The sequence below is a fragment of the Alteromonas hispanica genome (assembly GCF_010500915.1).
Taxonomy (GTDB): domain Bacteria; phylum Pseudomonadota; class Gammaproteobacteria; order Enterobacterales; family Alteromonadaceae; genus Alteromonas; species Alteromonas hispanica.
The window spans coordinates 1-1,337 of the sequence record NZ_JAAAWP010000020.1; the positions used below are offsets into that span (position 1 = coordinate 1).

A 1,337-nucleotide genomic window follows, 5' to 3' on the forward strand; every position below is an offset into this window, starting at 1 on the left:
CCTGAGGGATCCCCACGAATTTAATTCCATGTGCTTCCGGCCCATGCACTGTCTACTATGGAGCTGTACCATTTGAGTGCAGCTTTCCACTGTCGCATGGTAAACCTTATTCGGCAAGCAATAGCTCTGAGGCCAAGGTAGTGGAATGACAGCACGCTTCTGATTTCGGTATTCGCTTGGAATCGACGATGTATATTCGAAGAGACAAGCACCATACCCAGTAATATAGCAACCAGTGACGCTAATGTTGTCAGCAATATCAATATTGTAAGACGTTGCTTTTTAATACTTTTGTTTTGTTCATACCCAAGCCCGAACTTGGTACTTTTCATGTCCCTAAACCCTTCTTCAATTTGCATCCGCTGTCGATAAATGCCGACCACTTGTTTTGATAACTGCCGATGAGAAGAGAGCGATGTTGCCAATAGCCAAGGATCTTTTGCACCCTGAGCATGTTTTTTTGAATGTCCTGAGCGCTTGAGCGAACCATCGGTGTTACGAGCGTGACGGCCTTTACTTTTTTGTTTAAATAAAACAAGCGTGCAGGCAAAAGGATTGCTTCTGACTATCTGGCTATTATCAAAACGCTTTGGTCTGCACGTGGCTTGAGCGTAAAGCTGATGAATACATTGCCACGTGTGTCCAGAGTCAGACGAGTAATAATGCGGCCGACGCACGCGACCGACAATATCCCACCCTAACGCGATCACCTCCCTGAACCACGGTGATTTATACCCAGCATCTGTAACGATAATGGGATGGCATTGTGAAGGTAATACTGCTCGCAGAGCATGCAAAAACGCTCTGTGCGTCGCTTGCTTTTCTCTGGTTTTATTACAATGGACTTCTTGGTAAAGCGTGATGGGCCTGCCTTTAAGAGAAATAGCTGCGCGCAACAGAAAATGACCGTTATGCTCATCAAGATCTGACCAATCTACGGAAATAACAGGCCGCAAAATATGACTACATAACAACTGGCATGTAGCTGCATAGATAGTTGGCGTTTCATGTAATAAGTTTGTATTGGAAAGTAATCGGTCGGCTCGCTTAATCCGGTGCTTTTCAAAGGCTTTATTATTGATGCCTCGACCTATGCTCGTGACAGTTGCGGTACTTCCATTTAGCAAACTTTTGACACATGCAGTAAGTGCTTTTTGTCGAGACTTATGCATTTTAAAGCTGACAAGCGAGATGACTTTGTTCACAATAGATAGGGCATTCATGGCGTTTAACCTTCATTTGTTTTTGGCGAAAGATCTGATCACCAAACGTCATGAATGTTCCCTTTATTTTTTATCTTACTGAATTTTAGTCATTATTTGTGGGGATACCTCAGG

The 1,337-nt window shown here is 43.8% G+C and carries 1 protein-coding gene; it reads right to left on the bottom strand.

What is annotated here, in order from left to right:
• Positions 1–20: 20 nt before the first annotated feature.
• Positions 21–1,223, bottom strand: a complete 1,203-nt coding sequence (locus tag GTW09_RS17340; protein WP_163112878.1) for an IS4 family transposase — start codon at positions 1,221–1,223, stop codon at positions 21–23.
• Positions 1,224–1,337 lie beyond the last annotated feature (114 nt).